Source organism: Kribbella sp. NBC_00709, assembly GCF_036226565.1.
Classification (GTDB): Bacteria; Actinomycetota; Actinomycetes; order Propionibacteriales; family Kribbellaceae; genus Kribbella.
Window position 1 is genome coordinate 5,270,759 of the sequence record NZ_CP108996.1, and the last position, 10,214, is coordinate 5,280,972.

Here is a 10,214-nt window from a genome sequence, read left to right on the forward strand (position 1 = left end):
TCATAGCTGAGGTTCGGGGCCGGCCGCGATCCACGACACGCACGAAATCACCGACGTCCGGGCCGGATTCCTAGAATTGACAGTGGATCGTGGAGATTGTCCGCGACGGTCGCTGGAGGTCGCCGAGGATGTCTGTCGAGCCGCCGTCGGCGAGTTCTCACTACAACCGATCCGTCGCGGCCCGAGTCCTGGCCGATGTTGCCGGGATCGGACCGTTCGCACCGCCTGGACAATCGGTTGCCCCGCGATTCTTCGGACCGGGGCGCCGTATCTCGACCGAGATGGTGCCGTTGCAAGCGGTCCCCGGAGGTCATCTGACGGCGGTGCAGTTGGAGTATCTGCGGAGCCGGATGCGGCCTTGCCTCGCCGGACAGGTGACCAGTGCGTCGCATGCTGTCAGTTGGCGTGACAGCGACGGTGTCGCGAACGTGGCCCACTGCGGTCCACTGGGGCCGGTGGTGCCGGTCGTTGCGCGAGAGACAACTCTCGTGCTGTGGCGTGCGCTGGCGGCGAACAGCGACCTTCAGCGGGCCGCGGAGTCGCTCCCCGAGGATTCCCGGACGGTGATGGCCGCGAGCACCACGGACAAGGATCCGGTCGAGATCTTGCGCGTCGGTGTCGACACGACCGCACGTGCGCTGGTGCAGCACGCCTACCTCGCGGATTCGACGCCGTTCCGGGACGCTGGTGCGTTCGCTGCCGGACTGCGTGACTCCGGGATCTTCGCAGTGGTGGCGAACACCTGGTTCTGGGGGCTGCAATCGTCGACGTTCCGCCGTGGGATGGTCCCGGTGCGGCTGGTGACGCAGCCGGACGGCTCAGTGCGGTATGCCGTAGAGACGACGGCGATCTTGCGATCGATGAAGGACGTCGCGGTCACCGAGGCGCACGAGACGTTCCGGAGGGCCGTCTCGGACGAGGGACTGACCGTGGACGAGGCGCTGCGCAAGTACGACGTACTGCTCGGGGTGATGCCGCGGCAGTACGCGATGCTGCCTGCGGGTGAGCAGCCGCGGTGCCTGGCCAACATGTCTGTCGACGGTGGGCGTGTGCTGCCTGGCGTAGTGGACACTTTTGTACGGACGTTCGTCGAGTTGCTCGATCTGGTGCGGGTCACCGGCGGGCAGGATTCCGAGGAGGGATGGGGCATGGAGACTCCGGACGAGGTGTTCGAGGTTCCGGACATGACCTGTTCGCACTGCACGAATACGATCACGGGCGTCCTGGAGGCGCTCGGGGTGCAGGTCTCGAGCATCGATCCGGACAGCAAGGAGGTTGTCGTGGCGTTCCCGACGGCCGAGATGCGGGAGCGGTCTTTCGAGGCGATCCGCGCCCGCGGATACACGGTCGTGCCGCGTAGCGCCTGAAAGACACTCCGGGCCGCGGGAACTTCTACATCAAGTCGAACGTAGTCTTTTGCGGGAAGTCCCCGAACCGCCGACGGTGACGCCGGTGGGTGGCCCGTTTCCGAAAGAGTGCCAGATCTGATGGTCAAGCTGCCGACGCGCCGTACGACGGTCACCGTCCTGTCCCTGCTCGCCGTGCTCGGCCTGGCCGGTTGTGGGGGCGGTGACGACGGGACACCGTCGCCCTCGGTGTCGACGACCACAGCGTCACCCACGACGGGTGAGCCGAGCCAGACGCCGAGTTCCGTCTCTCCAAGCTCCGTGGCGGTCAGTACGCCGCCGAGCAGTGCGCCGGCTGCCGACGTGGTGATTGATGTGACGATCGCCAAGGGCAAGGTCATCCCGAGCGGTGCGACGGTCAAGGCGAAGGCCGGCCAGTCGGTGCGGATCAATGTGACCACCGACGCGGCGGACGAGGTGCATGTGCACGGCTACGACAAGGAGCTCGAGGTCGCCCCCGGAAAGCCGGGTGTCATCACCTTCACGGCCGACACCAAGGGAACGTTCGAGATCGAGACCCACGAGAGCGGCAAGTTGATCGCCAAGCTCGTGGTGTCCTGACGCCTTCCTGCAGGTTCTGCCCATTCGAAGGAATCAAGCATGCCTAGACGCTTCACTATGCCCCTGATCGCCGCAGCGGTCGGTCTGTTTCTGCTGGTGACGGCGTGCGGCGGCCAGACATCCCCGGCCGCTGTCACCGAGCCGACCGCGGCGGGGGCTGCGCCGGCGAAGACGGCGTACCCGTTGACGATCGACAACTGCGGTACGAAGCAGACCTTCAGCACGCCGCCGGAGCGAGTGCTGATCCTGAACGGGACTTCGGTCGGCGAGGTCGAGAGCTTCATCCTGCTCGGCCTGGAGAAGTCGATCCTGGCCAACGGGCAGTCGTACGGCGTGTCCGACGACCCGGGGATGATCGCGAAGATCGCGGCGCTGCCCAAGGGCGGGCTGACGATGAACAAGAACTTCGACGTGCCTGCCGAGCAGGCGCTCGCGCTGAAGCCGGATCTGGTCGTGTCGACCTGGTCCGGTGGCTTCGATGCAAGCATGGGATTCGCCACCCGGGAGCAGTTCGCCAAGGCCGGTGCGGCCACGCTGGTGAACCCGGTCAACTGCGCCAACGGGAAGCGGGATGCGACCGCGGCGGAGAAGGCGACGTACGACGCCGCCGGGATCCAGTCGTCGTACGACTTCATGACGTTGCTCGGACAGATCTTCGACGTCCAGGAGAAGGCGGCCGATGTGGTCGATGGTTTGCGTCAACGGGTCGAGGCGATCCGGTCGAAGGTCGACGGCACCGAGCCGCAGAAGGTCCTGATCGTGTACCCGGGCATGTCGATGATGAACGAGAACGGCCTGCCCGCGGTGATGACCGGTGGCATCTACGACGACGTGATCAAGGCGGGCGGCGGGGTGAACTCGTTCGCGGGCAAGACGGCCGACAGCACCCGGACGATCAATGCCGAGCAACTCGCGGCGGCGGATGTCGACGTCCTGGTGGTCGGTGCGTTCACACCGCAGGAGAAGCCGGATGTTGAGGCGCAGGCCCTGATGGAGAAGTTCCCGCAGTGGCGGGCCTCGAAGTCCCGGACCTACGCGACCGTGGCCGACGGTGTGTATCTCGGGCCGCTGAACGCGTGGGCAGTGGAGAAGATCGCGAAGGCGGCGCATCCTGACCGCTTCTGAGGGCGTCACGGTTCGATCCGCACGCTTGCGGCGTCCGTCGGGTGCATCGGCCTGCCTGATGCTCGGCGTACTCCTGGTCGGCAGCTTGCTGTTGGCCATCTCGCTGGGCACCGTGACGCTGCCGGTCGGCGACGTATGGCGGGTGATCGCCCATCACGTCGCCGGCGTCGGTGGCGCCCCGGATGCGCTGCAGGATCAGATTGTCTGGTCGATCCGGGCACCGCGGGTGCTGCTGGCAGCTGTGGTCGGTGCGGCGTTGAGCGTCGCGGGCGTCGCGCTGCAAGCGCTCGTCCGGAATCCGTTGGCCGATCCTTACGTGCTGGGTGTGTCGTCCGGAGCGTCCCTCGGGGCCGTCCTGGTGATGGGACTCGGGTCAGCCGCCGCCGGACTGACGGCGTCCGGCGGGGCGTTCGCGGGGGCGCTGATCTCACTGGTCACGGTGTTTGTCCTGGCGCAACGCTCGGGTCAGCTCACGGACAGCCGGCTGATCCTGGCCGGGGTGGCGATCAGCTACCTGGCGATGGCGGGGACCAGCCTGGTACAGCTGCGGGCCGATCCGACCCAGGTGCGAGGGATTCTGTTCTGGTTGATGGGCAGTGTCGCCGGCGCGAAGTGGGAGCAGCTCGGGCTGCCCGCGACGGTGATGGTGCTGGCTGCGGCCTTCCTCGTCCTGCAGGGACGGAACATGAACGCGCTCGCGGTCGGGGACGACGACGCTGCAGCACTCGGTGTCGATGTCCACCGGTTGCGGATCAGCCTGCTCGTGGTCGGATCGCTGCTCACCGCGGTTGCGGTCGCCGTCGCGGGCGGAGTCGGCTTCGTCGGGCTGATGGTGCCGCACGCGGCCCGGCTCGTGGTCGGCTCCGACCACCGCAGACTGCTTCCGGTGGCAGCGTTGACCGGTTCGGTGTTCCTGGTCCTGGTGGATCTGGCGACCCGGACGGTCGACCGGCCGAACGAGTATCCGATCACCGTTTTCACTGCGGCGCTCGGTGCGCCGTTCTTCCTCTGGTTGTTGCGGCGCGGTGCACCGAAGGGGTTCTGATGCGTCTGAGTCTGCAGGGGATCGGCGTCACCATCGACACCCGGCCGATCGTTGCCGAGGTCTCCCTCACGGTCGAACCGGGGGAGTTCGTCGCCCTTGTCGGCCCGAACGGCTCCGGAAAGTCGACGCTGCTTCGCACGGTCTACCGTGCCCTGAAGCCCACGCACGGAGCGGTGATGCTGGACGACGACGACGTCTGGCGGATGCCTGCTCGGCAGGCCGCGCAGCTGCGGGCGGTTGTCACGCAGCATCAGTCGATGAGCGCTGACTTCACGGTGGACGAGATTGTCGCGATGGGCCGCAGCCCGCATAAGGGGCTGCTGGACCGCGAGACTGGCACCGACCGGAGGATCAGCACGGAGGCCCTCGAGCGGGTCGGAATGGCCGCGTCCGCAGATCGCCTGTTCGCCACCTTGTCCGGCGGCGAGCGACAGCGGGTGCTGGTCGCCCGGGCGCTCGCGCAACAGGCGCCGCTGGTCGTGCTGGACGAGCCGACCAACCACCTGGACGTCAGGGCCCAGCTCGAACTGCTCAACCTGGTTCAGGAGCTCGGCGTCGCGACCCTGGCCGCGCTCCACGATCTCGATCATGCCGCCAGCCATGCGGACCGGGTCGCGGTCCTGGATCGTGGCCGGCTGATTGCGCAGGGACCGCCGCTGGAGGTTCTGACGGCGTCCTTGGTCGCCGAGGTCTTCGGCGTACAGGCGCACATCGGTCCGCACCCGATCCACGGCCGCCCGCACATCGCGGTCGCCCCACTTCCGGCACAGAGGTCGCCGCGGCGTAGCGTAACCACGTTGGGGAAGGAACGATGACGATCTCGGTGACATCTAGCGCGGCACGTGCCACGCGTCCCGTGCACAAGTGGCTGGTCCGGTACGTCGTCCTGCTGGCCGGCGTGGCGATTGCGATACCGATGGTTGTGGCGGTCGCGGTCGGTGCGGACAGTTACCTGTCGATTGCGCGGGACGATCCCGGACGTACGACGTCGTTGGTGGCGACCGGTCTGCGCGCGGTCGCCGACCTGGCATCGCTCGTCACGGTGGGCGCACTGGCTTCTGCCCTACTGACCGGCAGGCTGAAACCGCTGCGGGAGAAGGGCTCGCGGCGGCAGTTGGAGATCCACGAGTGGCTGGAGCCGAAGATCCTGCGCCGCGCCGGTGCCATTTGGGTCGCCGCCGCGGGTCTGCTCGTGTTCGTGGACTCCGCCGATTCCAACGGTTACTCGCTGTCCAGGCTCGCCGACGGACACGCCGTACGCTTTGCCCTGTTCTCCGGGGACGCCGGCCGCGCCTGGATGATCAGTTGTCTGGCCGCGATCGTTGCCGCGGCGACCGGGATGATCAGTGTCAGCTGGGTGCGTTATCTGATCGCGCTCTGGGCCGCGGTCGTCGGCTCGCTCGCTCCGGTGGTGGTCGGTCAGGTTCTGGTAGGTCCACGCCATGACTTCGGCAGCGATGCGGCGATCTGCCAGACAGTCGCGGGCCAGATCTTGTTCGGCGTTCTCGTCGTCCAACTGCTCCGGTTGGCGACCGCGCGCCGAGTCAGGGTGCGGGACCGGCTGCACTGGCGGCAGTCCGCCGTACTACTGCTCGGTGTGTTGTTCGTCGGCGAGCTGGTACTGGCGTGGGTCAAGCTGGTGGGTCCGTCGCCGTTGGCCACGAGCACCGCGCGGCTCGAACTGCTGCGCCTGCTCGGCCTCGTGCTGCTCGCCAGTGGTCTGATCCTCACCTTCCGCGACAAACTGGTCGCCGGGGCGGCCACCGCGGCGACGGGTGCTGCCGCGTTCGTGACGGGCGGCCTCGCGATGACGCGGATTCCGCCGCCGCAGTTCTTCGTCCCTACCTCGATCAGCCAGATCTTCTTCGGCTTCGATCTGACCGGTCCGCCGAGTGTCGCCTCGCTGGCCGGGCAGTGGCGCCCGAACCTGCTGTTCGCGGTTGCGGCCGTGGTCGCCGTGGTGGCCTATCTTGCGGCCGTGCTGCGCGTTCGGCGCAGGGGCGAGCGCTGGCCGATCCTCAGGACCGTCGCCTGGGTGATCGGGTGGGTGCTGGTGGTGGCGGTGACGAGCTCCGGCCTCGGGAAGTACTCGGGTACGGACTTCGCCGTGCACATGGCCGTCCACATGACGCTGAGCATGCTGGTGCCGTTGCCGCTGGTACTGGGCGGTCCGATCACGTTGGCGCTCCGTGCGTTGCCTGCGGCAAGCAAAGATCAGCAGGCGGGTCCACACGAGTGGATCGTCGCGGTCCTGCACAGCCGGGCACTGCAGGCACTGTGCCACCCGCTGCTGGTGTTCGGGATCTACATCGGTTCGTACTACAGCCTGTACCTGACCGATGCGTTCGGGACCCTGATGAAGTTCCATTGGGCCCACCAACTGATGAACGCGCACTTCCTGCTGTTCGGCTGCCTGTACTTCGGGTTGGTCATCGGTGTGGACCCGACGCCGCGGCGTCTGCCGTCGTTGGCGAAGCTCGGCTTCCTGTTCGCCGCCATGCCGTTCCACGCCTTCTTCGGGGTGATCCTGATGTCCGGAGGCACGATCGTCGGGAAGACGTTCTACGAGTATCTCGAGTCGCCATGGCGGCCGGACCTGGCCCATACCCAGCAGGTGGCCGGTGGGATCGCCTGGGCCGGCGGGGAGATCCCGCTGGTCATCGTCGTCATCGTGCTCGCGCTGCAGTGGGCGATCCAGGACGGCAAGGATGCGCGCCGGATCGACCGGCACCTGGACAGCGGACTCGACGACTCCTACGAGGCCTACAACGCCATGCTCGAACGGCTGGCCCGCCGTACGGGCGCCGACACCGGAAGGTCCGGAGAACCATCGTGACCCTGATCCAATCCAGCCGCTCGGACCTCACGACCGCAGAGGTAGGCACCGTCGAGCTGACCATCGGCGGCATGACCTGCGCAGCGTGCGCGAACCGGGTCGAGCGGGCGCTCAACAAGCTCGACGGCGTCTCGGCCAGTGTCAACTACGCGACCGAACGGGCCGTCGTCACCGGTTCGGGAGCGGACCTCGCCGAGCGCGCGACCGCCGCCGTCGACCGAGCCGGGTACGACGCGGCGGTGCGCGACCCCGAGACCGACGATGACTATGCCGGGCGGGTGAGTGCGCAACGCGTGAAGTCCCTGCGGCGACGGCTTGTCGTCGCCACCTTGCTGTCGATTCCGTTGATGGACGCGACCATCATCCTCGGGATGCTGCCGTCGCTGCGGTTCCCGGGCTGGGAAGTGGTTTGCCTGGCCATGGCGGTGCCCGTTGTCGGCTGGGCGGCGTACCCGTTCCATCGCGCGACCGTCCGCAACCTTCGGCATCGCGCGGTCAGCATGGACACGCTGGTGTCACTCGGGATCCTGGTGTCGTTCGGCTGGGCGGTGGTCTCGCTGCTGTGGCCGGCCGCGCCGGGACAAGGATCGGTGCGCTGGCCGTTCGTCGGCTCGGTGCCACTGGACACCGGCAGTCTGTATCTCGACGTGGCCGCCGGGATGACCGTGTTCCAATTGGCCGGGCGATACTTCGAGACGCGCTCGCGGCGGCGGGCGGCGGACGTCTTCGGAGTACTGAGCCGACTAGCCAGCCCGATAGCCCGGGTACTGCGTGACGGTCAGGAGACCGAGGTGCCGACCGGTGAAGTGGTCCGGGGTGATCTGGTCGTGGTTCGCGCAGGCGAGACCCTGCCGGTCGACGGCACTGTGGTCGAGGGCGTGGCCGCTCTGGACACGAGCGTCGTCACCGGTGAACCGGTGCCCAGAACCGTACGACCTGGCGACGCGGTCGTCGGCGGCACCATCAGCACCGACGGACGCCTGGTGCTGACCGCCACGGCAGTCGGCGCGCGGACCCAGCTCGCCCAGATGGCCGCCGTCGCGGAGCAGGCCCAGGAGCGCAAGGCGCGGATCCAGCACACGGTCGACCGGGTGATCACCTGGTTCGTGCCATCGGTGATCGCGGTGGCAGGAGCCGTCGCGGTCGGCTGGGTCATGTCCGGTGCGCCGTTGCAACAGGCCCTGTCGACGGGTATCGCCGTGCTGGTGATCGCGTGTCCGTGCGCCCTCGGACTCGCAACGCCGACGGCGCTGATGGTTGGCATCGGTCGGGGCGCCATGCTCGGCATCCTGATCAAAGGGCAGGATGCGCTGGAGGCCAGTGGAGTCATCGACACCATCGTCCTGGACAAGACCGGCACGCTCACCACGGGCGAGATGTCGGTGGACAGCGTGCTCTTGATCGGTTCCTTGGATGAGGCAACAATCCTGCGGTACGCCGCCTCCGTCGAGCACGCCTCCGAGCACCCGATCGCCCGTGCGGTCGAGCGCCGCGCCGCGATCGACGCTGTGGAGCCGTCCCCGGTCACCGACTTCGAGCTATTTCCAGGGCTCGGCGCGGCGGGCGCTGTCGATGGCCACCGGGTACTGGTCGGCAGTTCCGCGCTGCTCGCGGCTCAAGGCCTGCAACCGATGGAATCGCCGCCGGACGGGGCGTTCGTCGTGGTCGCAGTCGACGGCCGGCCCGAAGGTGTTCTGACACTCACCGACCGGATCCGGCCCAGCGCCCCGCAAGCAATCGATGCACTGCACCGCCAGGGCCTGCGAACGGTGCTGCTCACTGGCGACACAGTCACGGTCGCTGAGGCAGTCGCGCGGGAACTGGCGATCGACGACGTCCGGGCCGAGGTCCTGCCTGCCGACAAGGCAGCAGTGATCGCCGCACTTCAAACAGACGGCAGACGGGTGGCGATGGTCGGCGACGGCATCAACGACGCTGCGGCGCTGGCCACCGCCGACCTCGGGCTCGCGCTGGTCACCGGTACCGACATCGCCTTGAAGTCGGCCGACATCGTCCTGGTCCGTGAACACCTGTTGGTCGTCCCCGAGGCCATTGCGCTGGCACGACGTACCCGGCAGACCATTCACCGCAACCTGGTGTGGGCGTTTGCGTACAACCTCGCCGCCGTACCTGTCGCGGCCGCTGGGCTGCTGAACCCGTTGATCGCGGCCGCCGCGATGTCGCTGTCCTCGCTGCTCGTCACCCACAACAGCCTCCGGCTCCGCGACTTCGGCCGGCAAGCCGAGGAGCCGGAGAATCCGGTCACCGATTGAGCGGCACTGGTCGCCGTTCAGCTCTTCCCTAGCTTGCCGGCGGCTGCTGTGACGGCGTCGGTGCTGCAGACCTTGCTGGGCTGGTTGCCGGTGAGCTCGCAGATCGCGGCGGTGTACACCAGCGAAGACGCGTTGACGGCCTTGGCGATCGGGCTGGACGAGTCCTTCAGTGCGTCCGCGATCTGCGCCTGAGTCTTGCCGGCCAGGGCCTCCGGGCTGAGGGTCGCCCCGGACCCGACGTATTTGCCGCCGAGGGCGACGAACGGGATCGAACCGCCGCTTTGGACGTACGGCGGCTTGTTGTAGGTGTCAAAGATCTTCTGGTCCTCGGCCGTTGGCGTGTCCAACGGCTTGTACTGCCCACCGACCTGCTCGTTCGTCGTGGTCTCCACACCGGTGAAGCTCAGGTATTGGCTGGTGTACGTCGCGCCGTGGAACGAGAGGGTCGCTGTGTTCGGGAAAACGTCGGCGCCGGCGGAGTGCGTCGTACCGAGGTTGCTGAAGGTGCCGAACCGGGACAGTGCGACGGTCACCGGCCAGCGCTCCGCGGCGCAGTACGGGCAGAACTCAGCGCCGATGTAGAGGACCCGCGGCTTGCCGTCGGCGGTCAGAGCCGGTGCGTCGATGGCGGACGGTGCAGCCTGCACACCGTCGGTCCCGACCGCCGAGAAGGTCGAGTCCGGGATCGAGGTCAGGGCCGCCATGATCTGAGAGTCGGCAGTGCCGGATCCGCCGGTGGCGGTCTTCTTGCCACCTCCAACGAGGCGGATCGTCACCAGTCCGGCCACGATCACGACTACGAGCACCACTGCTCCGATCGCCAGCAGCAGGCGGCGTCGTCGTTCCGCTCGCTGCTGGGCAGCAAGTTGCGCGGCGACCCGCTCCCTGGCTGCCGCCTTCTTTTGCACGCGACTGCTCATCGACTCTCCTGCCTGGTTTTCACCGGAACTTTTCCGTGACTCAGCTTC

The 10,214-nt window shown here is 67.6% G+C and carries 8 protein-coding genes; 7 read left to right on the forward strand and 1 reads right to left on the reverse strand.

The window, feature by feature from the left end; translation table 11 throughout:
- The first annotated feature begins 128 nt into the window (after positions 1-128).
- The 7 genes from OHA18_RS25975 to OHA18_RS26005 all read left to right on the forward strand — a co-directional run bounded on the left by OHA18_RS25975 (position 129) and on the right by OHA18_RS26005 (position 9,246).
- On the forward strand, positions 129-1,367 hold the full coding sequence (locus OHA18_RS25975; RefSeq protein ID WP_328997907.1) for a heavy-metal-associated domain-containing protein: 1,239 nt from the start codon (positions 129-131) through the stop codon (positions 1,365-1,367).
- Positions 1,368-1,487: 120 nt separating this feature from the next.
- On the forward strand, positions 1,488-1,967 hold the full coding sequence (locus OHA18_RS25980) for a cupredoxin domain-containing protein (protein WP_328997908.1): 480 nt from the start codon (positions 1,488-1,490) through the stop codon (positions 1,965-1,967).
- Between the two features lie 39 nt (positions 1,968-2,006).
- Positions 2,007-3,092 carry an ABC transporter substrate-binding protein gene (locus OHA18_RS25985; protein ID WP_328997909.1) on the forward strand — a complete coding sequence of 362 codons (1,086 nt, stop codon included), beginning with the start codon at positions 2,007-2,009 and terminating at the stop codon, positions 3,090-3,092.
- Positions 3,093-3,117: 25 nt separating this feature from the next.
- Positions 3,118-4,137: a FecCD family ABC transporter permease gene (locus OHA18_RS25990; RefSeq protein WP_328997910.1), complete on the forward strand. Its 1,020-nt coding sequence runs from the start codon at positions 3,118-3,120 to the stop codon at positions 4,135-4,137.
- A complete protein-coding gene (locus OHA18_RS25995; protein ID WP_328997911.1) occupies positions 4,137-4,952 on the forward strand; it encodes an ABC transporter ATP-binding protein in 816 nt (271 codons plus the stop codon). Before OHA18_RS25990 ends, OHA18_RS25995 begins: the two co-directional genes overlap by 1 nt.
- Positions 4,949-6,973 carry a cytochrome c oxidase assembly protein gene (locus OHA18_RS26000; protein WP_328997912.1) on the forward strand — a complete coding sequence of 675 codons (2,025 nt, stop codon included), beginning with the start codon at positions 4,949-4,951 and terminating at the stop codon, positions 6,971-6,973. Before OHA18_RS25995 ends, OHA18_RS26000 begins: the two co-directional genes overlap by 4 nt.
- Positions 6,970-9,246: a heavy metal translocating P-type ATPase gene (locus OHA18_RS26005; protein ID WP_328997913.1), complete on the forward strand. Its 2,277-nt coding sequence runs from the start codon at positions 6,970-6,972 to the stop codon at positions 9,244-9,246. The genes OHA18_RS26000 and OHA18_RS26005 overlap by 4 nt, the downstream gene beginning before the upstream one ends.
- A gap of 17 nt (positions 9,247-9,263) precedes the next feature.
- On the opposite strand, the gene OHA18_RS26010 is transcribed toward OHA18_RS26005, so the two are convergent.
- Positions 9,264-10,166, reverse strand: coding sequence for a DUF929 family protein (locus OHA18_RS26010; RefSeq protein ID WP_328997914.1), 903 nt, complete (start codon positions 10,164-10,166; stop codon positions 9,264-9,266).
- Between the last annotated feature and the right edge of the window lie 48 nt (positions 10,167-10,214).